Source organism: Burkholderia reimsis, assembly GCF_003294055.1.
Taxonomy (GTDB): Bacteria; Pseudomonadota; Gammaproteobacteria; order Burkholderiales; family Burkholderiaceae; genus Burkholderia; species Burkholderia cepacia.
Map to the genome: position 1 here is coordinate 75,467 of NZ_QMFZ01000019.1, position 25,928 is coordinate 101,394.

Annotated in this window: 24 protein-coding genes and 2 tRNA genes; 18 read left to right on the forward strand and 8 right to left on the reverse strand. The window is 67.2% G+C overall.

Features of this window, described 5'->3' with window-relative positions:
• Nucleotides 1–26: 26 nt before the first annotated feature.
• The gene (locus DPV79_RS21770; protein WP_060342955.1) at nucleotides 27–842 is read right to left on the reverse strand and encodes an alpha/beta fold hydrolase; all 816 of its coding nucleotides are present in this window, start codon (nucleotides 840–842) and stop codon (nucleotides 27–29) included.
• Between the two features lie 81 nt (nucleotides 843–923).
• On the opposite strand from DPV79_RS21770, the gene DPV79_RS21775 reads away from it, so the two are divergent.
• Complete coding sequence (locus DPV79_RS21775; RefSeq protein ID WP_113046451.1) at nucleotides 924–1,538, forward strand: CGNR zinc finger domain-containing protein; 615 nt, start codon at nucleotides 924–926, stop codon at nucleotides 1,536–1,538.
• Nucleotides 1,539–1,592: 54 nt separating this feature from the next.
• Here the strand turns inward: DPV79_RS21775 and DPV79_RS21780 are convergent, their stop codons facing one another.
• A complete protein-coding gene (locus tag DPV79_RS21780; RefSeq protein WP_113046452.1) occupies nucleotides 1,593–2,645 on the reverse strand; it encodes a DUF3592 domain-containing protein in 1,053 nt (350 codons plus the stop codon).
• Between the two features lie 213 nt (nucleotides 2,646–2,858).
• Nucleotides 2,859–2,934, reverse strand: a tRNA-Lys gene (locus DPV79_RS21785).
• A gap of 190 nt (nucleotides 2,935–3,124) precedes the next feature.
• Between DPV79_RS21785 and DPV79_RS21790 the strand changes: the two genes are divergently transcribed.
• Together DPV79_RS21790 and DPV79_RS21795 are read left to right on the forward strand one after the other, a co-directional pair.
• Entirely contained in the window at nucleotides 3,125–3,529 is a 405-nt protein-coding gene (locus DPV79_RS21790; RefSeq protein ID WP_027785770.1) for a PaaI family thioesterase, read from the forward strand.
• Between the two features lie 8 nt (nucleotides 3,530–3,537).
• A complete protein-coding gene (locus DPV79_RS21795) occupies nucleotides 3,538–4,404 on the forward strand; it encodes a patatin-like phospholipase family protein (RefSeq protein ID WP_113046453.1) in 867 nt (288 codons plus the stop codon).
• A 47-nt stretch (nucleotides 4,405–4,451) separates the two neighbouring features.
• Here the strand turns inward: DPV79_RS21795 and DPV79_RS21800 are convergent, their stop codons facing one another.
• Complete coding sequence (locus tag DPV79_RS21800; RefSeq protein ID WP_021159860.1) at nucleotides 4,452–5,465, reverse strand: D-2-hydroxyacid dehydrogenase family protein; 1,014 nt, start codon at nucleotides 5,463–5,465, stop codon at nucleotides 4,452–4,454.
• 426 nt (nucleotides 5,466–5,891) lie between these two features.
• Here DPV79_RS21800 and DPV79_RS21805 point away from each other — a divergent pair, with 426 nt between their 5' ends.
• Entirely contained in the window at nucleotides 5,892–6,941 is a 1,050-nt protein-coding gene (locus tag DPV79_RS21805; protein WP_021159861.1) for a LysR family transcriptional regulator, read from the forward strand.
• A gap of 147 nt (nucleotides 6,942–7,088) precedes the next feature.
• On the opposite strand, the gene DPV79_RS21810 is transcribed toward DPV79_RS21805, so the two are convergent.
• The 3 genes from DPV79_RS21810 to dprA form a co-directional block, all read right to left on the reverse strand.
• A complete protein-coding gene (locus DPV79_RS21810) occupies nucleotides 7,089–9,713 on the reverse strand; it encodes a DNA topoisomerase III (protein ID WP_021159862.1) in 2,625 nt (874 codons plus the stop codon).
• A gap of 193 nt (nucleotides 9,714–9,906) precedes the next feature.
• Nucleotides 9,907–10,287, reverse strand: coding sequence for a thioredoxin family protein (locus tag DPV79_RS21815; RefSeq protein WP_021159864.1), 381 nt, complete (start codon nucleotides 10,285–10,287; stop codon nucleotides 9,907–9,909).
• A 36-nt stretch (nucleotides 10,288–10,323) separates the two neighbouring features.
• On the reverse strand, nucleotides 10,324–11,652 hold the full coding sequence (gene dprA, locus DPV79_RS21820) for a DNA-processing protein DprA (protein WP_244321795.1): 1,329 nt from the start codon (nucleotides 11,650–11,652) through the stop codon (nucleotides 10,324–10,326).
• A gap of 184 nt (nucleotides 11,653–11,836) precedes the next feature.
• Here dprA and def point away from each other — a divergent pair, with 184 nt between their 5' ends.
• The 14 genes from def (at nucleotide 11,837) to DPV79_RS21890 (ending at nucleotide 24,666) form a co-directional block, all read left to right on the forward strand.
• Nucleotides 11,837–12,340, forward strand: a complete 504-nt coding sequence (gene def, locus DPV79_RS21825; RefSeq protein WP_011353573.1) for a peptide deformylase — start codon at nucleotides 11,837–11,839, stop codon at nucleotides 12,338–12,340.
• 34 nt (nucleotides 12,341–12,374) lie between these two features.
• Entirely contained in the window at nucleotides 12,375–13,358 is a 984-nt protein-coding gene (gene fmt, locus DPV79_RS21830; RefSeq protein WP_113046455.1) for a methionyl-tRNA formyltransferase, read from the forward strand.
• A 120-nt stretch (nucleotides 13,359–13,478) separates the two neighbouring features.
• Nucleotides 13,479–14,114 (forward strand): LysE family translocator, encoded by a 636-nt coding sequence (locus tag DPV79_RS21835; protein WP_059688349.1) that lies wholly within the window; start codon nucleotides 13,479–13,481, stop codon nucleotides 14,112–14,114.
• 101 nt (nucleotides 14,115–14,215) lie between these two features.
• Nucleotides 14,216–15,073 carry a zinc metalloprotease HtpX gene (gene htpX, locus DPV79_RS21840; RefSeq protein WP_006485774.1) on the forward strand — a complete coding sequence of 286 codons (858 nt, stop codon included), beginning with the start codon at nucleotides 14,216–14,218 and terminating at the stop codon, nucleotides 15,071–15,073.
• A 219-nt stretch (nucleotides 15,074–15,292) separates the two neighbouring features.
• Nucleotides 15,293–16,684, forward strand: coding sequence for a 16S rRNA (cytosine(967)-C(5))-methyltransferase RsmB (rsmB, locus tag DPV79_RS21845; protein WP_113046456.1), 1,392 nt, complete (start codon nucleotides 15,293–15,295; stop codon nucleotides 16,682–16,684).
• Complete coding sequence (locus DPV79_RS21850; protein WP_021163980.1) at nucleotides 16,681–17,271, forward strand: DUF4390 domain-containing protein; 591 nt, start codon at nucleotides 16,681–16,683, stop codon at nucleotides 17,269–17,271. Before rsmB ends, DPV79_RS21850 begins: the two co-directional genes overlap by 4 nt.
• The gene (esaS, locus tag DPV79_RS21855; RefSeq protein WP_042978240.1) at nucleotides 17,261–19,675 is read left to right on the forward strand and encodes a sensor histidine kinase EsaS; all 2,415 of its coding nucleotides are present in this window, start codon (nucleotides 17,261–17,263) and stop codon (nucleotides 19,673–19,675) included. The genes DPV79_RS21850 and esaS overlap by 11 nt, the downstream gene beginning before the upstream one ends.
• Nucleotides 19,676–20,377 (forward strand): response regulator transcription factor EsaR, encoded by a 702-nt coding sequence (gene esaR / locus DPV79_RS21860; protein WP_021163978.1) that lies wholly within the window; start codon nucleotides 19,676–19,678, stop codon nucleotides 20,375–20,377.
• Between the two features lie 60 nt (nucleotides 20,378–20,437).
• A tRNA-Phe gene (locus tag DPV79_RS21865) sits at nucleotides 20,438–20,513 on the forward strand.
• 350 nt (nucleotides 20,514–20,863) lie between these two features.
• Nucleotides 20,864–21,598: a 7-cyano-7-deazaguanine synthase QueC gene (gene queC, locus DPV79_RS21870; protein ID WP_021163977.1), complete on the forward strand. Its 735-nt coding sequence runs from the start codon at nucleotides 20,864–20,866 to the stop codon at nucleotides 21,596–21,598.
• A 75-nt stretch (nucleotides 21,599–21,673) separates the two neighbouring features.
• The gene (queE, locus tag DPV79_RS21875) at nucleotides 21,674–22,306 is read left to right on the forward strand and encodes a 7-carboxy-7-deazaguanine synthase (RefSeq protein ID WP_021163976.1); all 633 of its coding nucleotides are present in this window, start codon (nucleotides 21,674–21,676) and stop codon (nucleotides 22,304–22,306) included.
• Between the two features lie 18 nt (nucleotides 22,307–22,324).
• Complete coding sequence (queD, locus tag DPV79_RS21880) at nucleotides 22,325–22,777, forward strand: 6-carboxytetrahydropterin synthase QueD (RefSeq protein WP_021163975.1); 453 nt, start codon at nucleotides 22,325–22,327, stop codon at nucleotides 22,775–22,777.
• A gap of 303 nt (nucleotides 22,778–23,080) precedes the next feature.
• The gene (locus DPV79_RS21885; RefSeq protein ID WP_021163974.1) at nucleotides 23,081–23,866 is read left to right on the forward strand and encodes an HpcH/HpaI aldolase family protein; all 786 of its coding nucleotides are present in this window, start codon (nucleotides 23,081–23,083) and stop codon (nucleotides 23,864–23,866) included.
• Nucleotides 23,863–24,666 carry a tetratricopeptide repeat protein gene (locus DPV79_RS21890; protein ID WP_113046457.1) on the forward strand — a complete coding sequence of 268 codons (804 nt, stop codon included), beginning with the start codon at nucleotides 23,863–23,865 and terminating at the stop codon, nucleotides 24,664–24,666. Before DPV79_RS21885 ends, DPV79_RS21890 begins: the two co-directional genes overlap by 4 nt.
• Nucleotides 24,667–24,771: 105 nt before the next feature.
• Here DPV79_RS21890 and rodA read toward each other — a convergent pair whose 3' ends face one another.
• A complete protein-coding gene (gene rodA, locus DPV79_RS21895) occupies nucleotides 24,772–25,920 on the reverse strand; it encodes a rod shape-determining protein RodA (RefSeq protein ID WP_021163972.1) in 1,149 nt (382 codons plus the stop codon).
• Nucleotides 25,921–25,928: the final 8 nt, after the last annotated feature.

The window sequence follows — 25,928 nt, forward strand, 5'->3', positions numbered from 1 at the left end:
GCACGCGACAAGCGGTACAGGCGGCGTCAACCTTTCCCGGGCCGGTCGAGCACCGCCGCGACGATCGCTTCCGGCGCATCTTCCTGCACCAGGTGGCCCGCGCGCGGCACCCTGATCAGTTGGCCGCCGGCGATGCGATCGGCCAGCGCCTGCCCCTGTTCGAGCGGAATCCACGCGTCGTCCTCGCCCCACACGATGCGCACCGGAAAGTCCGGCGGCGCGTAACGGGCCTCGGCTTCCTCGATGTAGTGCTGGCGCATCTGCGCGATCTGGCGATAGAACGCGGCCTGGCCGGCTGGCGTGAGCCACGGCGCGCGGTAGATCGACAGCGCCTCGTCGCTCAGCGGCCGGGCGACGGCGTTGCCGAGATAGGCCGACACGAGTGCGTGATGCGCATACGCGGGCAATCCGGTGAAGGCGGCTTCGTGCTGCGCGACGTGGCGCACGAACGGCGAACCCTGCGGCGCAATCGCGACCGGGTTCACGAGCGTGAGATCCGCATAGGCGACGCCGTCGAGGAAGTGCGCGCGCAGCACGGTGGCGCCGCCGTAGTCGTGCGCGAGCACGCGCGGTCGCGAAATGTTCCACTCGTCGAGCATCGCGCCGAACAGCGCGTTCTGGCGGCCGAGCGACACGTCCGCATCGGGCATGTCGGATTGACCGTAGCCGAGCAGGTCGTAGAAGAACACGCGATGACGGCGCGCGAGCCACGGTGCGATCCGCCGCCACACCTGCGACGAAAACGGCGTGCCGTGCACGAGCACGAGCGGCGGGCCTTCGCCGAACGTTCCCCAGGCAATCCGGTGGCCTTCGAAAGTGAAGCGGTTGGCGAGTTCGAGCATCGGCATCTCCGTGCTAACCTGTTTTGGTTGTTAACAGGTTACTCCGGATCGTCCGGGTGTGAAACCGATAGGTGAAAATAAATGGTTACTCGACACGAACCCGTGCGACATGCGCATGAATGGGGGGCAGCCGATTTCGTCGGCGGCCATCCGGCGCTCGACTTCCTCAACACGGTGGCCGACACGGGCAAGACGCGCGACGCGGACAAGTTCGCCGACTGGCCGGCCGTGCATGCGTGGGCGGAGCGATCGGGGTTGCTGGCGCCGGCCGATCTGGCGCGGCTTCTGCGTCATGCGCGGCAGGACGACGCCGACGCGCTGGTCGCGCTGCATCGCTTTCGCGAGGAGGCTTACAGCGCGATCGCACACCTGACGGCCGGCAGTGGCGGCACTGCCGGCGCGCGCGCGGCGGGCCGGCTCGCCGTTGCGATCCGCGAGGCGATCGGGCGCAGCGCGTTCGATGCGGTCGACGGCCGGTTCGCGTGGCGGCCCGACGCGCGCGTCGCGTCGCGCTGGGTCGACGCGGCCGCACTCGGGTTCGAGCATCTGCTGCGCAGCGACGATTTTGCGCGCGTGCGCCAGTGCGGCCGTTGCACGTGGTTCTTCGTCGATCGCGGGCGCGGCGTCGGGCGGCGCTGGTGCGACATGCGCACCTGCGGGAACCGGGCGAAAGTGGAGGCGTTCAGGGAGCGGTGACGTGCGCGCCGAGCCGGTCGTCGTGCCGCGCGGTCCGCGGCCGGCACGCGAACGTCATGGCGCGGCTTCGTGCGGCGGGTGTTCCGGCCACAGCGTCGCGGCGATGAACAGCCCGGTCGCAAGGAACGGCGCGCCGATCGCGAACAGGATGGCCGTGAGGCCCCAGTGATCCCAGAAGCGGTCGACCACCGCGCGCTCGGGTGTGACGGGGTCGTACAGCACGTTGACCGCTTCGCCTTCGTGCAGGCCCGGATGCGACGACGCCGCACCCTGCGCGAACTTGATCTGGCGTCCGCTGTCGGTCGTGAACGCGACAATCGCCGAATACAGCGACGTGCGCGCGCGGGGCGAGTGCGTGTTTTTCGCGATCTCGACGACATGGCCGGTGGAACGCGCATAGTGGTGGATGACCTGCCACTGGCGCAGGCCGGCCGCACCGGCGCCGGCGATGAAGCCCGTGCCGATCGCGATCGGAATCAGCACGATCGCGATATCCCAGCGGCTGCGCACGTGCTTGCGGGCGCGGCGGACCGGCGGCGGGGCGGACGACCGGCGGCGGCGCTCGCCGGCGATCAGCAGGCCGCCGATCGCGAACGATGCGATGGCGAGCAGCGCCGGCACGATTGCCGGAAACCAGCGTTGCGCGAAATCGTCGATCAGCGCGGGGCGTTCGGGGTGGCCGGGGTCGAGCCATACCTCGACGTTCTCGCCGATGTCGTAGGCGGGGACGGTCGATGCGGTATTGCCGGCGACTTCGCGACGCTGGCCGTCGTTCGCGAGGTACGCGACGATCGGCCGGTACGCGCGCATCGCGTCGCTGTCCTGCACGATGCGCACGACCGTGCCCGGTGCACGGACCAGCTGGCCGGTCGCCTGCCCGGCCGTCACGGCGAGCATGGCGGCCAGTACGAGCAGCACGACGCCGAGCGCCATTGCGACGAGTGCGTCCCTACCCGGCATGACCGGATCCGGTTCGTCGTGCTTCGCACTGCGGATTCCGGCTTGATCGGGGGGATGGCGTGACCCGCCGAACCGGCCGATATCGGCGCAACCAGGCCCTCTGAATGGTCGCGTCCCGTTCACATGCTTCCATGTCTGACGTCCCATGCTCTCTCAGTGCCGGCGGGCGAACCACAGTGCCTGCGCCGGTCGTGTGATATTTGTCGGACGATTCTAGCGGAAACGATGCGGAAGATGGGTGCGCTCGCGTACCGCGAGGGGCGCGCAACGCGAAGCGAGTCGGCGTAAATGAAAAACGGCAGGAAAGCGGCGTAAACGGAAAAGGCCGGTCAGCTTGCGCTGACCGGCCTTTGAAATTCCTGGTGGGGCGTGAGTGACTCGAACACTCGACCTACGGATTAAGAGTCCGCTGCTCTACCAACTGAGCTAACGCCCCCAACAGAAGAAAGATTATGCACGAGCATTTCAGGCTTGGCAAGTCCTTTCTGCGAATTTCCTGAGAATATTTCGTCACGACAACGGTGGCTGCCGGCCCGATAACGAGCGATCGCAGTTTTCGTGCTCCCGGTATGATGACGCCACACGTGTTGCGCGGCGGTCGCGCAACGCTTTCTGGGCTTTCGAAGATGGACGAAAACGCAGTCCGCGAATTGCTGGATCGCCTGCTGGCCCCCTGGGTCCGCTCGCTCGGTCTGGTCCCCGTGTCGATCGGCGACGACAGCGTCACGCTGCGCCTGCCGTTTTCCGGCGAATTCCGCCATTCGGGCGGTGTGATCTGCGGCCAGGTGTTCACGGCGGCCGCCGATACAGCGATGGTGGTCGCGATCTCGGCCGCGCTCGGCGAGTTCCGGCCGATGACGACCGTGTCGTTGAACACGAACTTCATGCGTCCCGTGCGCAAGGGCGACGTGCTCGTCACCGCGCGCGTGCTGCGGATGGGCCGCAATCTCGTATTCGGCGAAGTCGAGCTGTTCGACGAAGACGGCAAGATGGCCGTTCACGCGACGTCGACCTACGCGCTCGTCAGCTGAGCGGCGCGATGTTCGACCAGATCGTCTTTGCGGGTGGCGGCAATCGCTGCTGGTGGCAGGCCGGCTTCTGGGACGTCGCGCAGCCGGCGCTCGGCCTGCGCCCGCGCGTGATCACCGGTATCTCGGCCGGCGCGGCAACTGCCTGCATGCTGTATACACGCGACGCCGCCTGGGTGATGCGCTATTACGAAGAGGCGCTGCGCCACAACCGGAAGAACGCGTACTGGGGCAACCTGTTCGGGCGCGAGCCCGTGTTTCCGCATTACCGGATTTACCGTCAGGCGCTGCTCGACATCTACGGCGAAACGTTCGCGAAGCTTGCCGCGGCGCCGGAGATCCGCATCGGCGTGTCGCATGTGCCGCGCTGGCTCGGTGCGCGCAGCGCAGTCGCCGCCGGTCTCGTCGCGTACAACATCGAGAAGTACGTGCGCAAGACGCTGCACCCGACGCTCGGGCGCACGCTCGGCTTTCGGCCCGAATTCGTGCGTGCGCAGGCCTGCACGCAAGTCGAGGAACTCGCCGACCTGATCCTGCAGTCGTCCTGCACGCCGCCGTTCACGCCGGTGCTGCGCCGCGGCGGCCGGCCGGTGCTCGACGGCGGGATGGTCGACAACGTGCCGGTCGACGCGCTCGACCCGACGCCGGGCGACGTGCTGGTGCTCGTCACGCGGCTGTATCCGCGCCCGCAGATGTTCACGGTCGCGCATGGCGAGCAGCGCCGGCTGTACGTCCAGCCTTCGAGCAAGGTGCCGATTTCGAGTTGGGATTACACGAGCCCGTCGCAGATGCGGCATGCGTACGATCTCGGTCGGCGCGACGGCGAGCATTTCCTTACGCGCGTCGATGCGATGACGGGCGGCCGCGTGGCCGCCTGACGATCGGGAATGGAGGGGCGGGGCTGCGGCGTGCGCAGCCCGCGCGGTCAGCGCTTGCGGATCGGCGTCAGCGCTTCCGGGTTGGCAACGCTCGACATGTCGCCGTCATCGAACGCGAGGATGTTGCGGAACGCCGCGCTGAAGTAGAGCTCGTAGCTTTCGCGCTCGACATAGCCGATGTGCGGCGTGCAGATCACGTTTTCCATTCGCAGCAGGCTGTAGCCCTGCAGGATCGGCTCGCTCTCGAACACGTCGATTGCGACCATCCCCGGACGGTTGTGCGACAGCGCGTTGACCAGTGCGTTGTCCTCGAGCAGTTCGGCGCGGCTCGTGTTGACGAGCAGCGACGTCGGCTTCATCCGCATCAGGTCTTCCTGCTTCACGATCCCGCGCGTGTCGTCATGCATGCGCAGGTGCAGCGACAGCACGTCGCTCTGCTCGAACAGCGCTTCGCGGCTTTCGGCGGCCGTATAGCCGTCGGCGCGCGCGGCCTCGAGCGAATGCTCGCGGCCCCAGATCAGCACGTTCATCCCGAACGCCTTGCCGTAGCCGGCGACGAGCCGGCCGATCTTGCCGTAGCCCCAGATGCCGAGCGTCTGGCCGCGCAGTACCTGGCCGAGGCCGAAGTTCGGCGGCATGGCCGACGTCTTCAGGCCCGACTGCTGCCAGGCGCCCTGCTTCAGGTTCGCGACGTACTGAGGGATGCGGCGCTGGGCGGCCATCACGAGCGCCCAGGTCAGCTCGGCGGGGGCAACCGGCGAGCCCGTGCCTTCGAGCACCGCGATGCCGCGGTCGGTACAGGCTTCGAGATCGATGTGGCTCGACACGCGGCCGGTCTGGCTGATCATGCGCAGGTTCGGCAGCTTTGCGAGCAGTTGCGACGAAATCGGGGTCCGTTCGCGAATCAGCACGAGCGCCTCGACTTCCGCCAGACGGCTGGCGAGTTGTCCCAATCCGCGCACCGTATTGTTGAAGACCTTCACGTCGTGGCCGGCAAGCATCTCGAAGCAGTTCAGCTTGCGGACGGCGTCCTGGTAGTCGTCGAGGATGGCAATTTTCATGATGAGCGGGTGTCGCGCGTTGAAAGCGGCGGTGGCGGCGGCGCACCTCGCGCACCCGTCCCGCCCGGCCGGGGCCGACATGATGCTATGTCAGCCGCCTTCGTGGTGTCTTTTTAACAGGTTGTTACGCTCCGCCGCAATTGGCGGCGGCCTGACCCGGCGCCGCTCGCGGGCAGGGCAGAAGGGTGCGCTGTTGTGTCGCATCAAATAAGTCCTTCCTGATTCGGCCGCTTACACGACGAGGTTCACCCAATTGTTGTCCCAATCGGAATAATTGGATCAACTATCCGCAGAGGGCGAGGATTTTTGACTATTTTTATCGTCAACCGGGGCCTTGTTGAGCAACTCTGCATCATTTCCGCTGTCGTAGGAGAATTACGCATTTGCTTCATCTTTTTGAAGTTGTAACAGCGGCAGGAGTCGTTTATGGATCATTTGCAGTCGATGCGCGTGTTCGTCAAGGTTGCAGATCTCGGCAGTTTCGCGCGGGCCGCGAGTGCAATGGATATCTCCAACGCGGTCGCGACGCGTCACGTCGCCGATCTGGAGGGCAGGCTCGGCACGCGTTTGCTGAACCGCACCACGCGCAGCCTTTCCCTGACCGAGTCAGGCCAGGTCTATCTGGAGCGTGCCCGCCAGATCCTCGATGAGCTGGAAGACGTCGAGCAGATGGTCGTCGCACGCAATCACGAGCCGGTCGGCACGCTGCGCATCGTCGCGCCGGTCGTGTTCGGCCTGCATAACCTCGCGCCCGTGTTGCAGTCATACACGGAGAATTTCCCGAAGGTGGTGCCGGATCTCACGCTGGTCGACCGGCAGGTCGATCTGGTCGAGGAAGGTTTCGATGTCGGCATCGTCGTCACGCGCCAGATGCGCAGCGCGAGCATCGTCACACGGCGCCTGACCACCGGCTGCATGACCGTGTGCGCGACGCCGAGCTATCTGGAGAAGCACGGCGTGCCGACCCATCCGGAGCATCTCGCCGAGCATCCGAGCCTGAGCCTGCCGACCGAATACTGGGGCGACGAGCGTGTGTTCACGGGGCCGGACGGTGAGGTGCGCGTGCGCCCGACCAACGTGATCGTCGCGAACAACACCGCGATGCTGCGCCAGTTCGCGCTGCTCGGGATGGGTGTCGCGATCCTGCCGAGCTACCTGATCGGCAGCGACATCGCGCGCGGTGCGCTCGTGCGGTTGCTGCCGGATTTCCGGCTGCCGCAGGTCGAGATCAACATCGCTTACCCGAGCCGGCGCCATCTGCCCGCGAAGGTGCGCACGTTCATCGACCACCTCGTCGAGCACTTCAGCCACTCGACCGACGCGACGATGGGTGAGCAATGGGCCGCGCAGAGCTCCGCGCTCGCGCCGATCGGTGTCGAGACGCGTGCCGAGCAACCGGAATCGGCCGACCCGAACCTGTCGCCGCGCCTGCCGCGTTCGCCGCGCACGCGCGTCGCGGCGCCGTCGCCGCTGTAACGGCGCGACGGCCCGGGCGGCCGGGCGTCGGTTACCGCCGGCACAAAGAAAAAACGCGGATCGAGCAGTCGATCCGCGTTTTTTTATGGCTGCCTGCCGAAGCAGGACGCGCCGGGAGAAAGCCCGCCCGGCGTCCAGTCCAGGCTGTTACGAGCCCGTCTTGCGGGTCGTCGTCTTGCGAGCCGCCGTCTTGGTGGCGGCAGTCTTCGCGGCGGTCTTGCGAGCCGGTGCCGGTTTCTCGTCTGCACCTTCCGTCACGGTTTCGGCATCCTTCGTCGCCGATTTCGCAGTCTTCTTCGCAGCGGCGGCTTTCGGTTCCTTCTTCTCGAACTCGAAGCCGATCTTGCCGTCCGGCTGCTTCACGAGGAACGCCTTGAAGTTGCGGCCGGTACGCGACGACTTGAAGTTCGGCAGCAGATCCGTGCGGCCGTCGGCCAACAGCTTGCCCATCTGCTCGCGCGAGATTTCCTGCTGCAGGATCACCTTGCCCGAGCGGAAGTCGCACGTCTTCGGGTTGGCCACCGAGTGCTCGCACACGTAGCTCATCCCGTGCTCGAACACGCGGCCCTTGCACTTCGGGCACGCGCCGACCGGTTCCTGCGTGGAGAAGTCGGGCGCCTCGCCTTCCTCGCCGCCCGTATCCTGGCCGAAATCGAACTCGAGCTTGTAGTTCTTCGTCTCGTCGTCGAACGAGAGCTTCAGGATCGCCGAGAACGGGCGACCCATCTTGCTGCGGAATCCGGAAAGCGGGCCGATCGTCTTTTCCCGCAGCAGTTCCTCGACTTCCGCGATCTCGAACTGCCGGCTGCCCGGGATCTTCGAGATCGAGAACTCGCACTTCGTGCACGCGAAGCGGCGGTAGTTTTCCTTCACCTGGCCGCCGCAGTTCGGACACGGCGTCTCGAGCGTCGCGTAATCGCCGGGGATCGTGTCGGAATCGTATTCCTTCGCGCGCTTGACGATCTGCTGCGTCATGCGGGCGATTTCCTGCATGAAGGCGTCGCGCCCGAGGTTGCCGCGCTCCATCTGCGACAGCTTGTATTCCCATTCGCCGGTGAGCTCCGGCGCGGTCAGTTCCTTCACGCCGAGGCCGCGCAGCAGCGTCATCAGCTGGAACGCCTTCGCGGTCGGGATCAGTTCGCGGCCTTCACGCACGAGGTACTTTTCGCCGAGCAGGCCTTCGATGATCGCCGCACGCGTGGCCGGCGTGCCGAGGCCCTTCGCGGCCATGGCTTCGCGCAGTTCGTCGTCCTCGACGAGCTTGCCCGCGCCTTCCATCGCGGACAGCAGCGTCGCTTCCGAATAGCGTGCGGGCGGCTTCGTGACGAGCGCGACGGCGGCGATTTCGTCCGTCTTCACCTTCTCGTCCTTCTGCACCGGCACGAGGTTCGCATCCGCGCCTTCGGCGTCGCGGCCGTACACCTGCAGCCAGCCCGGCTCGACGAGCACCTTGCCCTCGGTCTTGAAGTGATGGCCGGCGACTTCGGTGATCCGCGTCGTGACGCGGAATTCGGCGGCCGGGAAGAACACGGCGAGGAAGCGCTTCACGACCATGTCGTACAGCTTCTGCTCCGGCTCGGACAGCGACTTCGGTGCCTGCAGCGTCGGGATGATTGCGAAGTGGTCGCTGATCTTCGAGTTGTCGAAGATGCGCTTGTTCGGCTTCACCCAGCCCTTGTCGAGCACCTGCTTCGCATGCGGCAGGTAGTTGTTGCTCTCCTTGAGCATCTCGAGCGTGGACTGGACCGTCGACAGATAGTCTTCCGGCAGCGCGCGCGCGTCGGTACGCGGGTAGGTCAGCACCTTGTGCTTTTCATACAGCGCCTGCGCGAGACCGAGCGTGTTCTTCGCGGAGAATCCGAAGCGGCTGTTCGCTTCGCGCTGCAGGCTCGTCAGGTCGAACAGCAGCGGCGACAGTTGTGTCGACGGCTTCGATTCCTCCGAGACCGTGCCGACCTGGTCGCGGCACGCGGCGACGATCGTTTCGGCAGCCGGCAGGCTCCACAGGCGGGAGTCGCGCTTTTCCGGATCGAATTCGTCGCGCTTGAATTTCGGGTCGAACCACTTGCCTTCGTAGAAGCCGCCCGCGCACGCGAATTCCGCCTTCACTTCCCAGTAGTCGCGCGGGATGAAGCGGCGGATTTTCTCTTCGCGTTCGACGACGATCGACAACGTTGGCGTCTGAACGCGGCCAACTGTCGTCAGGAAGAAGCCGCCGCCCTTGCTGTTGAACGCGGTCATCGCACGGGTGCCGTTGATCCCGACGAGCCAGTCGGCTTCCGAGCGGCAGCGTGCGGCGTCGGCGAGCGGTTGCATGTCGGTGTCGCTGCGCAGGTTCGCGAAGCCGTCGCGGATCGCCTGCGGGGTCATCGACTGCAGCCACAGGCGCTGAACCGGCTGCTTCGCCTTCGCGTGCTGCGCGATCAGGCGGAAAATCAGCTCGCCCTCGCGCCCCGCGTCACATGCGTTGATCAGGCGGTCGACGTCCTTGCGCTTCATCAGCTTCGTGAGCACCTTGAGGCGCGACTCGCTTTTTGCGATCGGGTTCAGGTCGAAATGCGGGGGGATGACGGGCAGATGCGCGAAGCTCCATTTCCCGCGCTTGACCTCGTACTCTTCCGGGGCGGCGATTTCCAGCAAGTGGCCGACAGCGGACGAAAGGACGAAATCGTCGCTCTCGTAATACTCGTCATGCTTGGTAAAGCCGCCCAAAGCGCGTGCGATGTCGTTCGCGACAGAAGGCTTTTCCGCAATGATCAGTGCTTTGGACATGACAGGTGTGTGTTGGTAGACCGGGTTCGCCGGTTGTGGGGCCCTTTAACGACCGCTTTATAGCACACGCCGACGCGACGGCGGCTCGGCGTGCAAAAAGCGGCTCATCATAGAGGGGGCCTGCAACGGCGGCAAGCGCCCGGCGCGGCGGCGCGCGCAAACGGGCGCAAAACCGCCGGGCCGGCTCGCAAATTCAGGCTTCGACGGTCAGGACGTTGCGCAATTTCGGTGCGTGCGGCGCACCGGGTACCGCACTCAGGTCGGACAGCATCCGCTCGACGATTGCCGCATGCGGCAGCACCGTGCCGAAGAAACGTGCGGTATGGGTATCTTCGATCAGGATCGTCGGGAAGTTCTCGACGTCGAGATCGTCGAGCTGGTCGGCATGCGTTTCGATGTCGATCCAGGCGAAGCAGGCGTCCGGATGCGCGTCGGCGAGCTGGTCGAAGGCCGTCCGGTAGTCGCGGCACGTGCCGCACCACTCGGCGCACAGGCAGGCGACGAGCAACGTGCCGGGATCGGCGAGGCGCTCGGCGATCCGATCCGCATCGGTGTCGAGGTTCAGCGCGGGCATGGATTTCCTTGGATATCGTCGGCGGCTTGGCCGCCCCTATGCGGGGGAATGTAGCACGCCGTGCGCGGCCGGGGTGGGCGCTGCGTCAAGGCGCGCGAAGCGTCCGCCGGGGACGCTCGCGACGCGACCGGCCAGCTCGAGCGCAAGCAGCGCGCCGTGCAGCACGTCGTCGGCCAGGCCGCTGTGTTCGGCGAGCCATTCGTAGGTGACGGGGCCGTATCCCAGCGCGGCGAGTACGGCCTGTTCGGACGGGCTGTAGGGTAGCGCCGGCGATGCCTCGACTCGCGCCGGCGGGCCGGCTGCAACGAGCGGATCGGCCGGATCGGCCTGTGTGACGCCGGCGGCCCCGGTTCCGCGGAGGCTGGCGGCGCTGGCGAGCTGATTTCCGGTGCACGATGCATCGCCCGCCGCGCGAACCGCCGGTTCGCCCAGCCCGTACTCCTCGAGCACGTCGAGCGGCGCCGCCGTCAGCTTCGCGCCGTCGCGGATCAGTGCGTGGCAGCCCTGCGCGAGCGGCGCATGGATCGAGCCCGGCATCGCGAACACATCGCGCCCCAGTTCGTTCGCGAGCCGCGCGGTGATCAGCGAGCCGGAGCGCGGGGCGGCCTCGACGACGAGTACGCCGATCGCGAGCGCGGCGATCAGCCGGTTGCGTTGCGGGAAGTGTGCGGCGCGGGCCGGTGTGCCGAGCGGCCATTCCGACACGATCGCGCCGTGAGCGGCGATTTCGTGGGCGAGCGCACGGTGTCGCGCCGGATAGACGAGATCGGCGCCGGTCGCGATCACCGCGACCGTGCCTGACCGGCCGTCGAGCCCGCCGCGATGCGCGGCGCCGTCGATTCCGAGCGCGAGGCCCGACACGATCGGAAGCCCGGCGTCGGACAGCTCGCGGGCGAAGCGCGTCGCGTCGGCGAGACCCTGCGGCGTCGCGTGGCGGCTGCCGACCACGGCGAGACCGCGCGCGTGCAGCAGGTCGAGACGGCCCTTTACATATAGCAGCGGAGGCGGATCGTGCAGGTCGCGCAGCCGCGGCGGATAGGCCGGATCGTTGAGCGTGACGAGCGCGTTGCCCGGTGCGTCGAGCCAGGCGAGCACGGCGTCGGTGCGCGCGTCGAGGTCGCCGCGCTCGCTCGCGCGCACGGCCTGTGCCGCGGCGGGGCTGGTTGCGGCGGCGATCGCCTCGCCGGACGCGCGCAGCAGCGCATCCGGCGAGCCGAACGCGTCGAGCAGTGCCTGCAGCACGGCGGGTGCGAGGCCGGGCGCATGCGCGAGCTGCAGCCACGCGCGCAGCGCGGAGGCGGTCAGCACTTGCGGCGACATGAGGCGCTCCTCGAATGCGGCGGCCAGCGGACCGCGTGGCGCCATGATAAAATTTTCATCATCCGAAATACTCGACAGGGCCGCGCGCGCAGGCGCCCGGCCAATTGCAGGAGGCATGATCCGCGGCATTGATTCGCCGCGCGTCCGCCTCATCTTCATTGCATCCCGGCGGCACCGCCAGCTGGCCGGATGGCCGATGCGGCATGCCGCCCCACGAATACCGAACGCCATGGCTTTACTCAATATTCTTCATTACCCCGACAAGCGGCTGCACAAGGTCGCAAAGCCCGTCGACAAGGTCGACGACCGGATCCGCAAGCTCGTCGCCGACATGGCCGAAACCATGTACGCAGCGCCCGGCATTGGCCTGGCGGCCACGCAGGTCGACGTGCACGAGCGCGTGATCGTGATCGACGTCTCCGAGGAGAAGAACGAGCTGCGCGCGTTCATCAACCCCGAGATCGTATGGTCGAGCGACGAGAAGCAGATCTACGAAGAGGGGTGCCTGTCGGTGCCCGGCATCTATGACGAAGTCGAGCGTCCCGATCATGTGCGCGTGCGTGCGCTCAACGAGCAGGGCGAGACCTTCGAGCTCGACTGCGAGGGCCTGCTGGCCGTGTGCGTCCAGCACGAGATGGATCACCTGATGGGGCGCGTGTTCGTCGAATACCTGTCGCCGCTCAAGCAGACGCGCATCAAGACGAAGATGAAGAAACTCGAACGCGCGATGTGACGCGCGTTCGCCCTGCCCGACCCCGAAAGCTGTCATGACCCATACGTTGCGCGTGATTTTTGCCGGCACGCCGGAATTTGCCGCGGCTGCCCTGGCCGCGATCCACGAGGCCGGTTTTCCGGTGCCGCTCGTGCTGACCCAGCCCGATCGCCCTGCCGGGCGCGGGATGAAGCTGCAGGCAAGCGCGGTGAAGCGCTATGCCGTCGAGCACGGGGTGCCCGTCGCGCAGCCGCCGTCGCTGCGGCGCACGGGCAAGTACCCGGCGGAGGCGGCCGACGCGATCAAGCTGCTGCGCTCGACTCCGCATGACGTGATGGTGGTCGCCGCATACGGCCTGCTGCTGCCGCAGGAGGTGCTCGACATTCCGCGTGGCGGCTGCATCAATATTCACGCATCGCTGCTGCCGCGCTGGCGCGGCGCCGCGCCGATCCACCGCGCGATCGAGGCCGGCGACGCCGAGACGGGCGTCACGCTGATGCAGATGGACATCGGCCTCGACACCGGCGCGATGATCGAGGAGGCGCGCATCGCGATCGCGCCGGACGAGACGACCGCGACCCTGCACGACCGGCTCGCTGCCGAAGGGGCGCGACTGATCGTCGACGCGCTCGTGCAGCTCGAGCGCGACGGTGTGCTGCCGGCCACGCCGCAACCGGCCGACGGCGTGACTTACGCGGAAAAGATCGGCAAGCACGAAGCGGCGCTCGACTGGCGCAAGCCGGCCGACGTGCTCGCGCGCCAGGTGCGTGCGTTCGATCCGTTCCCGGGCGGCGTCGCGACGCTCGATGGCGCGGCGATCAAGCTGTGGGCGGCCGAGCCCGTGGCGGCGCGCGGCGACGCGCTGCCCGGCACGATCGTCGAAGCCGCGCCGGAAGGCGTGGTCGTCGCGTGCGGCAGCGGTGCGCTGCGCATCACGCAGTTGCAGAAGCCGGGCGGCAAGCGGCTGCCCGCCCGCGAGTTCCTGGCCGGTTCGCCGCTCGCCGCGGGCCAGCGTTTTGCGCTGACCGACGTTGCCTGAGGCGGCCTGACCGCCATTCGACACGGCCTGCCGGACGTGCGCAATCGGCCGGACGGCCGAGTCGCACGGTGCGGCAGGCGCGCGTAGAATTTCCCTGCGCTCTCAGGTTTCGAGGTTTTCATGTTCGGCATCACCCATTTCGGCTTCTTCGTGCTGGCAGTCTTCCTGCTGAACGTCACGCCCGGCCCCGATACGGCCTATATCGTCGGCCGCAGTGTCGCGCAGGGCCGCGGCGCGGGGCTGATGTCGGCGTTGGGCATTTCGGCCGGCTGCTGCGTGCACGCGCTCGCCTGCGCATTCGGCCTGACCGCGCTGCTCGCGGCATCGGCTGCCGCGTTCACGGTGATCAAGCTGGTTGGCGCCGCCTACCTGATCTATCTCGGCGTGCGGATGATCATCGCGAAGCAGGCGGCCGAGCCGTCGGGCAAGGCGGCCGCGCAAGCCGCGAAGCCGCTGCGCCAGCTGTTCATGCAGGGTTTCTGGACCAACGTGCTGAACCCGAAGGTGGTGCTGTTCTTCGTGTCGTTCTTCCCGCAATTCGTGTCGGCCGACAGCCCGCACAAGGCATTGGCGTTCCTGACCCTCGGCGGCGTGTTCGTCGCGATGAGCACGGTGTGGACCAGCCTCGTCGCCTGGGTTGCGGGCAGTGTCACGGCGCGCTTTTCCGGCAAGCCGGGTGTCAGGAAGTGGCTCGACCGCACGGTCGGCAGCGCTTTCGTCGGCCTCGGCCTTCGTCTTGCGGCATCGCAACGCTGAGATTGAATTTTTCCGGCAAGACCTTATCTAACAAATCGCTTACAATTTTCCGCCGTGCCTTTGTGATGTGCGGCGGGTCCCCTGACGGATAAGGAGTGGGTATGTTCAATTGGGTCAAAACGGCGATGCTGATGGCCGCGATCACGGCCCTGTTCATCGTGATCGGCGGGATGATCGGCGGCTCGCGCGGCATGACGATCGCGCTGCTGTTCGCGCTCGGCATGAATTTCTTCTCGTACTGGTTCTCCGACAAGATGGTGCTGCGCATGTACAACGCGCAGGAAGTCGACGAGAACACGGCGCCGCAGTTCTACCGGATGGTGCGCGAGCTGGCCACGCGCGCGAACCTGCCGATGCCGCGCGTCTACCTGATCAACGAAGATGCGCCGAACGCGTTCGCGACGGGCCGCAACCCCGAGCACGCGGCGGTCGCCGCGACGACGGGCATCCTGCGCGTACTGTCGGAGCGCGAGATGCGCGGCGTGATGGCGCACGAGCTTGCACACGTGAAGCATCGCGACATCCTGATCTCGACGATCACCGCGACAATGGCGGGCGCGATCTCGGCGCTCGCGAACTTCGCGATGTTCTTCGGCGGGCGCGACGAGAACGGCCGGCCGGCCAATCCGATCGCGGGTATCGCGGTCGCGCTGCTCGCGCCGATCGCCGGCGCGCTGATCCAGATGGCGATCTCGCGGGCACGCGAGTTCGAGGCCGATCGCGGCGGCGCGCAGATTTCCGGCGATCCGCAGTCGCTCGCAACCGCGCTCGACAAGATCCATCGTTATGCGGCAGGCATTCCGTTCCAGGCGGCGGAAGCGCATCCGGCCACGGCGCAGATGATGATCATGAATCCGCTGCATGGTGGCGGATTGCAGAACCTGTTCTCGACGCACCCGGCCACCGAGGAGCGCATCGCGCGCCTGATGGAGATGGCGCGTACCGGCCGCTTCGATTGAGCCACGGCACCCCGTGCGGCAGTTGCCGCTCGGGGGCCGCTACGCCACCCCGCACGCTTCGCGCTGCGGGGTTTTCATTTGTGCGTGCCGTAAAGGGGCCAAAGGGGCGGCAACGTCGCACGCTACAATGCCCGGTTTGGGACCGCGGGGCCACGCGAGTGTCGCGATCCCGCCGTTTGCCGTATTTGCTCGCCGCGCTTGTTTGCCGAATTTGCTCCGATGACACGAACCCGTTCTACCGCTCCGTCTTCTTCCGGCCGCCCGGCGCGCCTGTCCGCGCTGCATCTCGCGCCCGATTCGCTCGGCTTCGCGCTCGACGCGGCCGCGCAGGCGGTCGATGCGGTACGACGCGGCACCGCGCTGCCGGCGGCACTCTCGGCGGTTTTCGCGCAGATGGCGTCCGGTACGCAGGCCCTTGCGCGCGGGGCGACACAGGACGTCGCCTACCGGACGATGCGCCGTCTCGGCAGTGCGGACTGGCTGATCGGCCGGCTCGTCAGCAAGGCGCCGCCCGCGCACGTGCACGCAGTCCTTGCCGGCGCGCTCGCGCTGTTGCTCGATCCGGCGGACGAGGCCGCGTATCCGCCGTTCACGGTGGTCGACCAGGCCGTGACCGTGATCGGCGCCCGCCGCGAATGCGCGTTCGCGAAGGGGATGGTCAATGCGGTGCTGCGCCGTTTCCTGCGCGAGCGCGACGCGCTCGTCGCGGCGCTGCAGGACGATGTCGTCGCGCGCTGGAATTACCGCGCGTGGTGGGTCGATTCGGTGAAGCGCGCGTGGCCCGACGCATGGCAGCCGATCCTCGCGGCCGGCGAGCGCCAGGGGCCGCTGACGCTGCGCGTGAATGCGCGCCGCGCGAGCGTCGACGCGTATCTCGATACGCTGCGGGCGAGCGGAATCGAAGCGACCGCGATCGGCAAGCATGCAGTGCGGCTCGCGTCGGCGCTGCCGGTCGATCGCATTCCGGGGTTTGCCGACGGCGTCGTGTCGGTGCAGGATGCCGGTGCGCAGCTCGCAGCCGAATGGCTTGGCGCGCGTGACGGCATGCGCGTGCTCGACGCATGCGCGGCACCCGGCGGCAAGACCGGTCATATTCTCGAACTCGCCGATGCGGAAGTCGTTGCGCTGGAAAGCGACGCCGCGCGCGCGGCGCGGATCGGCGAGAACCTCGTGCGGCTGTCGCTCGCGGCGGACGTGCGCGTCGGCGATGCGGGTGCGCCCGACGCGTGGTACGACGGGCGCCCGTTCGATCGTATCCTGGCCGACGTGCCGTGCTCGGCGTCCGGTATCGTGCGTCGTCACCCGGACATCCGCTGGCTGCGCCGCGAGGCCGACATCCCGGCGCTCGTCGCGGAACAGCGTCGCATCCTGTCGGCGTTGTGGCCGCTCGTGAAGCCGGGCGGCGAACTGCTTTACGTGACCTGTTCGGTCTTCCCCGAAGAAGGCGAATTGCAGGCCCGCTGGTTTGAAGCGGCCTGTGAAGATGCGGTACGATTGGACGCCCCCGGCCAACTGCTGCCGGGCGGAGTGCAGGGAGGGGCGGCCGCCGGCCCACTCGACCAGAACACCGATCACGACGGATTTTTCTACGCGCGGTTTCAGAAACGGTGACGATCAAACACCTTTTTCCACTTCGGCTCGCGGCCGTCCTGATGGTCGCGTTGACGCTGTGCCTGGCTGTCGTGCGGCCGGCGCATGCCGAGTCGATCGCCGTGCAGCGCGCGTCGCTCCAGGCCGACGGAAGCGGCTGGAGCCTCGACGCCCGCTTCGATTTCGAACTGAACCCGAGCCTCGAGGATGCCGTCAACAAAGGCATTCCGGTGTATTTCACGACGGATTTCGAGTTGAGCCGCGCGCGCTGGTACTGGCTTGACGAACAGCCGGTATCGGTGTCGCAGACGATCCGCCTGTCGTTCCAGCCGCTCACGCGCGAGTATCGCGTGTCGACGGGCGGCCTGCAGCTCGGTTTCCCGTCGCTGAAGGATGCGCTCGCGGTCGTCAGGCACATCACGTCGTGGCACGTGATCGACCGCAGCCAGGTGCGCTCGGGCGAAACCTACACGGCATCGGTGCGGATGCAGCTCGATACGGCGCTGATGCCGAAGCCGTTCCAGGTCGATGCGGTGAACAACCGCGACTGGACGCTCGGGTCGGACTGGAAGCGCTTCAACTTCACGGTGACCGAACGTGCTAAATAAAGTGCGCCGCGCGGCCAGCGGGAAGAGCCTCCTCGTTCGCGTGATCGTCTCGACCGTCGCGCTCACCGCGCTGCTGCTGCTCGTGCTGCTCGCGGCCGCGAGCGCGAACACCGAATTCTTCGATCGCTACTACTCGTGGCTGTACGCGACGAACATCGTCGTCGCGCTCGTGTTCCTGCTCGTGGTGCTCGGGCTGATCGGGATGATTGTCGTGCGCCTGAGGAAGGGCAAGTTCGGCACGCGGCTGCTCGCGAAGCTTGCGGTGTTCTTCGCGCTCGTCGGCGTGGTGCCGGGCGGGATCATCTACATCGTGTCGTACCAGTTCGTGTCGCGCAGCATCGAGTCGTGGTTCGACGTGAACGTCGAGACGGCGCTGACGGCCGGCCTGAATCTCGGCCGCGGGATGCTCGATGCGTCGCTGTCCGATCTGCAGACGAAGGCGCGGCTGATGTCCGACCAGCTCGCGAGCGCCGACGCGAACACGAACGGCACGACGCTCACGCTGCTGCGGCTGCGCGACCAGTTCGGCGTGCAGGACGCGACGATCGTCGAGCCGAGCCGCGGCGGCTCGGGCGCGGCGCCCGACCTGCACATCGTCGCGCAGGCGTCGGGCAATTTCGCGGCGCTGATTCCGGACGACCTGCCGACGCCGCTGATGCTGAGCCAGGCGCGCGAACACGGTGCGTACGCGGCGATCGAAGGCGAAGTCGACGGCGATCCGCGTGCGCACGGCGCGAAGGGCGCACTGCGGCTGCGCGTCGTGCGGCCGATTCCCGATGCGACGACATCGCTGCTGCAGCCGGCGGAGCGTTTCCTGCAACTCACGCAGCCGGTGCCGCCAACGCTCGCGCACAACGCGGATGCCGTGCAGCGCGCGTATCGCGAGTACCAGGAAAAGGCGCTCGGCCGCACGGGGCTGCGCAAGATGTACATCGGCACGCTGACGCTCGCGCTGTTCCTCGCGACCTTCATCGCGATGATGCTCGCGCTTGCGCTCGGCCAGCAGCTCGCGCGGCCGCTGTTCCTGCTCGCACAGGGCACGAAGGAGATCACGGAAGGCGACTACACGCCGAAGCGCGAGATCAAGACGCGCGACGAGCTCGGCTTCCTCACGCAGTCGTTCAACGCGATGACGCGCCAGTTGTCCGAGGCGCGGCTCGCGGTCGAGAAGAACCGCATCGCGCTCGAGCATTCGAAGACGTATCTCGAGAGCATCCTCGCGAACCTGACGGCCGGCGTGTTCGTGCTCGACCGCCAGTTCCGGCTGACGACGGCCAATCGCGGCGCCGAGCGGATCTTCCGGCAGCCGTTCAACGCGCTGATCGGCACGACGCTCGACCGGATCGGCGTGGCCGCCGGGTTCGGCGCGATGGTGCGCAAGGCGTTCGCCGATCGCGAGGCGGCGTCCGACGGCGGCAGCGGCGATCGCGGCCACTGGCAGCAGCAGTTCGCGATCGAGATGCCGGGCGAAACCGAACCGCTGACGCTGCTCGTGCGCGGCGCGCGCCTCGTGTCGACGGTCGAGGGGCAGGCCGACGATCCGCAGACGTCCGGTTACGTCGTCGTGTTCGACGACATCTCCGACGTGATTTCCGCGCAGCGTTCGGTCGCGTGGGGCGAGGTCGCGCGGCGGCTCGCGCACGAGATCAAGAATCCGCTGACGCCGATTCAGCTGTCGGCCGAGCGGTTGCAGATGAAGCTGTCCGACAAGCTCTCGCCGTCCGACGCGGATGTGCTCAAGCGCGGCGCGACGATGATCGTCAACCAGGTGGCCGCGATGAAGCGGATGGTCGACGATTTCCGCGAATACGCGCGCACGCCGCCGGCGGTGCTCGCGAACCTGCAGTTGAACGAACTGGCGAGCGAGGTGCTCGGGCTGTACGGGGTGGGCGAAGGCAAGAGCGCGATCGTCGCCGAGCTCGCGCCGTCGCTGCCGGTGATTCGCGGCGACGCGACGCAATTGCGCCAGGTGATTCACAACCTGCTGCAGAATGCGCAGGATTCGGTCGCGGAGTCGGCGCATCCGCGTGTGTTGATCGAAACCAAGACAGTAGAATATGGCGATCCCGACGCCGAGGGCAAAACACGCGTCGCGGTACGTCTTACCGTGTCCGACAACGGGCCCGGTTTTCCGGCGCGCATCCTGACCCGTGCGTTCGAGCCTTATGTGACGACGAAGGCGAAGGGCACGGGGCTGGGGTTGGCCACGGTCAAGAAAATCGTCGATGAGCACGGTGCGCGGATCGATCTGCGCAATCGCATGCACGGCGAGACCGTCGAGGGTGCGCAGGTGTCGATTCTGTTCCTGCAGATGGCGAGCGATGCGCCAGGCGCCGAATCGGGCGTGCAGGACGGGACGGCTCCCGCCAAGACAAAAGCAAGTGAGCAGACAAAGGCAGCGTAAATGGCAACCATCCTGGTGGTAGATGATGAAATGGGCATCCGGGAATTGCTCTCGGAGATCCTCAGCGATGAAGGACATGTCGTCGAGGCAGCGGAGAACGCGCAGGCCGCGCGGGAATACCGGTTGAATCAGGCGCCCGATCTCGTGCTGCTCGATATCTGGATGCCCGATACCGACGGCGTGACGTTGCTCAAGGAGTGGGCGGCGCAAGGGCTGCTGACGATGCCCGTGATCATGATGTCCGGGCACGCGACGATCGATACGGCCGTCGAGGCAACGAAGATCGGCGCGCTCGATTTCCTCGAGAAGCCCATCGCGCTGCAGAAGCTGCTGAAGTCCGTCGAGCACGGCCTCGCACGCGGTGCGGCGCCGGTGTCCGCGAACGCGGCGGCGAAGGCCGGTGCGGGGCAGGCGGCGGGCCCCGCGGCGGTCGCATCCGCGGCCGCGCTGCCGACGCTTGGCGACGACATGGCTTCGGCACTCGGCCTCGCGGGCCAGACGGCCGCGATCCCGTTCGACATCCCGTTGCGTGAAGCGCGCGATGCGTTCGAGCGCGCGTACTTCGAATATCACCTCGCGCGCGAAAACGGCAGCATGACGCGCGTCGCGGAGAAGACGGGCCTCGAGCGCACGCACCTGTATCGCAAGCTCAAGCAGCTCGGTGTCGAGCTCGGCAAGAAACCGTCCGAAGGCGCCGTATAAAATATTTTGCGAAAACACTTGCTCAGGTACGAATAGCTCGATATACTTTCATTCTTCGTTGGCCCGGTAGCTCAGTTGGTAGAGCAGCGGATTGAAAATCCGCGTGTCGATGGTTCGATTCCGTCCCAGGCCACCAGAATTAAAACCCCAAGAATCGGAAGGTTCTTGGGGTTTTTCGTTTGTGGTGGGGTTGGCGTGATGGGGCCCGCGTGCCCGGCAGTATTCGTGAGGGCATGATAAAATCCGTGTCCGCTCAATAACTTAGCGCATCGCTTCATGCGCACGGCAGGCTGCCAGCGTGGCGCCGCCGTGGCGCGCGGCAACGATGCCGCGCGATGGGCGGTATAAGCGCTCCGCCGCGTTCGCGGCCGATTGCGCTGCCTATACTGGTCGAGCCGGCCCAGGCCGGCACGCGTCGGGCCGCCCGGCGGCAGCCGGCCCCGGGGCGCAGCGCGACGCGAGCCTACACATTCACGGAGTATCACGGTGATTCGGACAGACGCTAAAGACGGCGCGCTCGTGTTGTTTTCCGGCGGGCAGGACTCGGCCACGTGCGTGGCATGGGCCCTCGAACGCTACCAGACGGTCGAGACGCTCGGCTTCGATTACGGCCAGCGCCACCGCGTCGAGCTCGAATGTCGCGAAGGCGTGCGCGAAGCACTGAAGCGCGATTTTCCCGCATGGTCGGACCGGCTCGGCGACGATCACATGATCGACCTGTCGGTGCTCGGCGCGATCAGCGATACCGCGATGACGCGCACGATCGAGATCGAGACGGCGGCGAACGGCTTGCCGAACACGTTCGTGCCGGGCCGCAACCTGATGTTCATGACGATCGCCGCGGCGATCGCCTATCGCCGCGGGTTGCGTGTGCTGGTCGGCGGAATGTGCGAGACCGATTTCTCGGGCTACCCCGATTGCCGCGACGACACGATGAAGGCGCTGCAGGTCGCGCTGAACCTCGGGATGGACACGCGCATCGTGCTCGAGACGCCGCTGATGTGGCTCGACAAGGCGCAGACGTGGCAGCTCGCCGAGCAGCTCGGCGGCGAAGCGCTCGTCGAACTGATCCGCGTCGAGACGCACACGTGCTACGTGGGCGAGCGCGCGGAATTGCACGAATGGGGCTTCGGCTGCGGCGAATGCCCCGCCTGCAAGCTGCGCAAGCGCGGCTACGAGGCTTACCTGAAGGGCGAGCGGGTGACCGAAGCGCCGCTGTGACGCGGGTGCGCCGGCAGCGCTGGATGAATAACGGATTCTGATCGACAACGAGCGGCGCGAGCCGGACGAAGCACGATGACTTACGCGGTCAAGGAAATTTTCTACACGTTGCAGGGCGAGGGCGCGAACGCGGGCCGGCCGGCCGTGTTCTGCCGGTTCGCCGGCTGCAACCTGTGGTCGGGCCGCGAAGAGGATCGTGCGGAGGCCGTGTGCCGCTTCTGCGATACCGACTTCGTCGGCACCGACGGCGAGAACGGCGGCAAGTTCAAGGACGCCGAGGCACTCGTCGCGACGATCGCCGGCCTGTGGCCGGAGGGCGAGGCGCACCGCTTCGTCGTCTGCACGGGCGGCGAGCCGATGCTGCAACTCGACCAGCCGCTCGTCGACGCGTTGCACGCGGCCGGCTTCGAGATCGCGATCGAGACCAACGGTTCGCTGCCGGTGCTCGAATCGATCGACTGGATCTGCGTGAGCCCGAAGGCCGACGCGCCGCTCGTCGTCACGAAGGGCAACGAACTGAAGGTCGTGATCCCGCAGGACAACCAGCGGCTGGCCGACTACGCGAAGCTCGACTTCGAGTATTTCCTCGTCCAGCCGATGGACGGCCCGTCGCGCGACCTCAATACGAAGCTCGCGATCGACTGGTGCAAGCGTCATCCGCAGTGGCGGCTGTCGATGCAGACCCACAAATATCTGAACATTCCCTGAGCCACGGCTTTTGACATCGTGCTGATTACCCGAAAACTCGAATTCGACGCGGGCCACCGCATTCCCGATCACCGCAGCCAGTGCCGGAACCTGCATGGTCATCGTTACGTGCTCGAAGTCACGCTGCGCGGCGATCTCGTCGATACCGAGGGGGCGCCCGACCGCGGCATGGTGATGGATTTTGCCGACGTGAAGGCGCTCGCGATGGAGCACCTGGTCGGCAAGTGGGACCACGCGTTCCTGGTCTACGCCCGCGACGAGGTCGTGCGCTCGTTCCTCGAGCAGATGGCCGACCACAAGACGGTCGTGATCGACCGGATCCCGACCGTCGAGAATCTCGCGGCGATCGCGTTCGACATCCTCGCGAACGTGTACGACGCGCACTACGGCGTGAACCTGCGGCTCGAGCGCGTGCGCCTGTACGAAACGCCGAACTGCTGGGCCGACGTCGAACGCCAGCCCGGCCGCTGATCCCGCCTTCCCGGCAGCCCCGCCAGCCGGCGCGGGCTGCCTGACGCCGCACCTCGCGGCTTCGTCCCGCTCCCCGTCCGTTCCCACATTCCGCGTAACGCCGCGCTATGATCGTTGCGTGGCGCCGGAAAACGCGGTCGTGCGCGATCGCGCGGCCGGCGCTGTCAGATCGGCCGTCCACGGCCGACCAACGATCCAGGGCCCGGTCCCGGCGCCGCCGTGCTTCGCTGCCCGGCGTGTCGCGCTCCGCTTTGCCCGTTGCTTGTCCCGTTCGATTGCCGTTCCGTCCAGGAGGCCGTATCGATGAGCACGCTCACCAATTCCCTCAAACAACGCCTGCACGACGGCGACGACCCGTTGTACGGCCTGTGGCTGTCGCTCGGCAGCGACTCGGCCGCGGAAGCGCTCGCGCATGCCGGCTACGACTGGCTCTGCATCGACATGGAACACGCGCCGAACGACAGCCGCGATGTTGCATCGCAGTTGCGCGCGATCGCGGCCGCCCATCTGCCGAGCGAACCCGTCGTGCGCGTGCCGGCGCGCGAGCCGTGGCTCGTGAAGCGCGCGCTCGATGCCGGCGCGCGCACGCTGATGTTTCCATGCATCGAGACGGTCGACGACGCCGCGCACGCGGTGCGGCTGACGCGCTATCCGTCGCCCGAGTCGCCGGACGGGCTGCGCGGTGTCGCGGGCATGGTGCGCGCGGCGGCGTTCGGGATGCGCCGCGATTACGTGCAGACGGCGAACGCGCAGGTCGCGGTGATCGTGCAGATCGAATCGGCGCGCGGCGTCGACGAAGTCGAGCGGATTGCGGCGCTGCCCGGCGTCGACTGCCTGTTCGTCGGCCCGGCCGATCTCGCGGCGAGCCTCGGGCATCTCGGCGACATCCGCCACCCGGACGTCGAAACCGCGATGGCGCGTGTGCTCGCGGCCGGCCGGCAGGCCGGCGTCGCGGTCGGCATCTTCGCGGGCGATACGGCGGCCGCGCGCCAGTATCGCGAGGCCGGCTACCGGATGATCACGCTGTCGGCCGACGTCAGCTGGCTGTTGCGCGCCACGCGGCAGGCGCTGCAGGAGGTACGGTCATGAACGATGGCGACGGCGCGCGCCGTGGGCGCGTGCAGGGCGGGGCCGGGGCGCGCAGGCGGATCGGCGCGATGCTCGGCCGGTGGTGCGTGTGTGGCGTCTATGGCGTGTATGGCGTATGTATGGCAGCCGGCACACCGGGCGTGCCGCAAGCGAAGTCCGATCCATCGCGCGAGACGCAATCGGCGGTCGCCGACTACAACGCCGGCGACTATCGCGCGGCGCTGGTGCAGTTCCACGACGCGGCCGAGCGCGGCGACCGTCTCGCGCAATTCAACTACGCGATGATGCTGCTGACGGGCGAAGGCGTGACGGCGAACGTCGACGAAGGGCTGCGCTGGCTGAAGCGCGCGGCCGACGCGAACATGTCGCATGCGCAGTACGTGTACGGGCGGATGCTCGACGACGGCGAGTTCGTCGCGCGCAATCCGGTCGAAGCGCATCGCTGGTTCCTGCGAGCGGCGAAGCAGGGGCACGTGCAGGCCGCGCTGTCGCTCGCGAACCAGTTCCTCGACGGGCGCGGCACGCCGCGCGACAACCGGCAGGCGTTCACGTGGTACAAGCAGGCCGCCGACGCGGGCGAGCCGACCGCGCAGTACGTGACCGCGTCGTTCTACGAGCGCGGTGGCGACGGCGTCGCGCAGAACCTGAACATCGCGCGGGCCTATTACGCGGCGGCGGCCGCGCAGGGCGACGAGACGGCCGGGCTGAAATTCAAGGAGCTGAGTGCGCGGCTGAAGGTGCAGGGGCCGGCGTCGGGTGCCGGCGCGGAGCCGGGCGGCCCGCGCGCGCCGGCGCCGTGAACGGAGGTCGTGCCGCACCGCGCTGCGCGGCCGCGTTCGGCAAGGACGGTCGAAAAAAAACGGCGCCGGGGCGCCGTTTTTCTTTCCGCGATGCGTGCCGCGCGGTCAGCTTTTCATCAACCGCCGCTGCCGCCCGACGCTCATGATCATTCCGATCGCGATGCCGAGCGTCGTGAGCGCCGTGCCGCCATAACTCATGAACGGCAGCGGCACGCCGACGACCGGCAGCACGCCGCTCACCATCCCGATGTTGACGAACGCATAGACGAAGAACGCGAGCGTGAGCGAGCCCGCGAGCAGGCGGCCGAACAGCGTCGCGCCCTGCGCGGCGATATAGAGCCCGCGTGCGATCAGCGCCATGTAAAGCGTCAGCAGCACGAGCCCGCCGACGAGCCCCCATTCCTCGGAGAACACCGCGAAGATGAAGTCGGTGTGCTTCTCCGGAATGAACTCGAGGTGCGCCTGCGTGCCTTTCAGGTAGCCCTTGCCGAGCACGCCGCCCGAGCCGATCGCGATCACGGCCTGGATCGTGTGGAAGCCCTTGCCGAGCGGGTCGGAAGTCGGGTCGAGCAGCGTGCACACGCGGTGCTTCTGGTAGTCGTGCATCAGCGGCCACTGCACTTCGGGCTGGCAGATGCGCTCCTCGAACACGGCGATCGAGCCGACCGCGATCACGCCCGCGACGAGCACCGGCACGATCAGCTTGAACGACAGGCCGGCGAGGTAGATCACGAAGAAGCCGGCCGCGAACACGAGCAGGCCCGTGCCGAGGTCGGGCTGCTTGGCGATCAGCCCGACCGGCACCATCAGGATCCCGAACGCGGCGATGAAGTCGTACCAGCGCAGCCCGCCTTCGCGGCGCTGGTAGTACCACGCGAGCATCAGGGGTGTCGCGATCTTGAGGATCTCCGACGGCTGGATCACGACGCCGACGTTCAGCCAGCGCTTCGCGCCTTTCTTGGTCATCCCGAACAGCGCGACCGCGACCAGTAGCGCGACCCCGAACGTGTAGAGCGGGACCGCGAAGCGCATCAGCGTCGTGGGCGGGATGTTGGCGATCACCCACATCAGCACGAACGTCAGCAGGATGTTGCGCAACTGGTCCTCGACGCGGCCCGGCATGTCGATCGCCGCGCTGTACAGCGTGACGATGCCGACGCACAGCAGCAGGAACACGATGAGGGCGAGCGGGCGGTCGAAGCCCGCGAACATCTGCTTGATCTTGTCGAGCCAGGCGCGCTTGTCGAATTGCATGCCTTTCT

Coding starts and splice junctions, on each gene's coding strand:
- DPV79_RS21835 (WP_059688349.1), top strand. CDS start 13,479: ATGTTCGGCATCACCCATTTCGGCTTCTTCGTGCTGGCAGTCTTCCTG.
- DPV79_RS21810 (WP_021159862.1), bottom strand. CDS start 9,713: ATGTCCAAAGCACTGATCATTGCGGAAAAGCCTTCTGTCGCGAACGAC.
- def (WP_011353573.1), top strand. CDS start 11,837: ATGGCTTTACTCAATATTCTTCATTACCCCGACAAGCGGCTGCACAAG.
- esaR (WP_021163978.1), top strand. CDS start 19,676: ATGGCAACCATCCTGGTGGTAGATGATGAAATGGGCATCCGGGAATTG.
- rsmB (WP_113046456.1), top strand. CDS start 15,293: ATGACACGAACCCGTTCTACCGCTCCGTCTTCTTCCGGCCGCCCGGCG.
- dprA (WP_244321795.1), bottom strand. CDS start 11,652: ATGGCGCCACGCGGTCCGCTGGCCGCCGCATTCGAGGAGCGCCTCATG.
- DPV79_RS21770 (WP_060342955.1), bottom strand. CDS start 842: ATGCTCGAACTCGCCAACCGCTTCACTTTCGAAGGCCACCGGATTGCC.
- DPV79_RS21890 (WP_113046457.1), top strand. CDS start 23,863: ATGAACGATGGCGACGGCGCGCGCCGTGGGCGCGTGCAGGGCGGGGCC.
- DPV79_RS21805 (WP_021159861.1), top strand. CDS start 5,892: ATGGATCATTTGCAGTCGATGCGCGTGTTCGTCAAGGTTGCAGATCTC.
- DPV79_RS21800 (WP_021159860.1), bottom strand. CDS start 5,465: ATGAAAATTGCCATCCTCGACGACTACCAGGACGCCGTCCGCAAGCTG.
- DPV79_RS21815 (WP_021159864.1), bottom strand. CDS start 10,287: ATGCCCGCGCTGAACCTCGACACCGATGCGGATCGGATCGCCGAGCGC.
- queE (WP_021163976.1), top strand. CDS start 21,674: ATGACTTACGCGGTCAAGGAAATTTTCTACACGTTGCAGGGCGAGGGC.
- DPV79_RS21885 (WP_021163974.1), top strand. CDS start 23,081: ATGAGCACGCTCACCAATTCCCTCAAACAACGCCTGCACGACGGCGAC.
- DPV79_RS21795 (WP_113046453.1), top strand. CDS start 3,538: ATGTTCGACCAGATCGTCTTTGCGGGTGGCGGCAATCGCTGCTGGTGG.
- rodA (WP_021163972.1), bottom strand. CDS start 25,920: ATGCAATTCGACAAGCGCGCCTGGCTCGACAAGATCAAGCAGATGTTC.
- DPV79_RS21775 (WP_113046451.1), top strand. CDS start 924: ATGGTTACTCGACACGAACCCGTGCGACATGCGCATGAATGGGGGGCA.
- htpX (WP_006485774.1), top strand. CDS start 14,216: ATGTTCAATTGGGTCAAAACGGCGATGCTGATGGCCGCGATCACGGCC.
- fmt (WP_113046455.1), top strand. CDS start 12,375: ATGACCCATACGTTGCGCGTGATTTTTGCCGGCACGCCGGAATTTGCC.
- DPV79_RS21790 (WP_027785770.1), top strand. CDS start 3,125: ATGGACGAAAACGCAGTCCGCGAATTGCTGGATCGCCTGCTGGCCCCC.
- DPV79_RS21780 (WP_113046452.1), bottom strand. CDS start 2,645: ATGGGACGTCAGACATGGAAGCATGTGAACGGGACGCGACCATTCAGA.